Annotated in this window: 1 protein-coding gene; it reads left to right on the top strand. The window is 55.1% G+C overall.

The genetic code is table 11. The annotated features are described in order from the left end of the window. Nucleotides 1–399: putative Ig domain-containing protein (locus HMPREF2996_RS10355; RefSeq protein WP_210398928.1), on the top strand; the 399-nt coding region annotated here is incomplete at both ends.

Raw genomic sequence — 399 nt, 5'->3', positions numbered from 1 at the left:
GATGCTTCTGTGGTGACGGATAAGGTCACTGTTGTTGAGGGTCAGAAGGCTGATCCGTTTGATACCGCTAAGGATGTTCCGGAAAACGGCAAGGTTGAGGTCGATGGTCTGCCGGATGGTCTGACTGTTGATGAGAAGACCGGTGAGGTTTCTGGTACCCCAGACAAGATCACTGACTGGGGCAAGGATGAGGAAGAGCGTGACTTTGAGGTCACGGTCACCATCACCGACGAGGACGGCAACGAAGTCACTACGGGTGAGAAGACCATCACGGTTCAGCGTGACACTGATGGTGACGGCACGCCGGATAAGACTGACACCGATGATGATGGTGACGGTGCTACCGACGAGGAAGAGAAGGAAGCCGGTACCGATCCGAAGGACCCGAACTCCAAGCCT

Origin of the sequence: Corynebacterium sp. HMSC066C02, assembly GCF_001814945.1 — a bacterium.
GTDB classification, from domain to species: Bacteria; Actinomycetota; Actinomycetes; order Mycobacteriales; family Mycobacteriaceae; genus Corynebacterium; species Corynebacterium aurimucosum.
The sequence above is the reverse complement of the archived record's forward strand: the minus strand, read 5'-3'. Positions and strand labels throughout refer to the sequence as shown.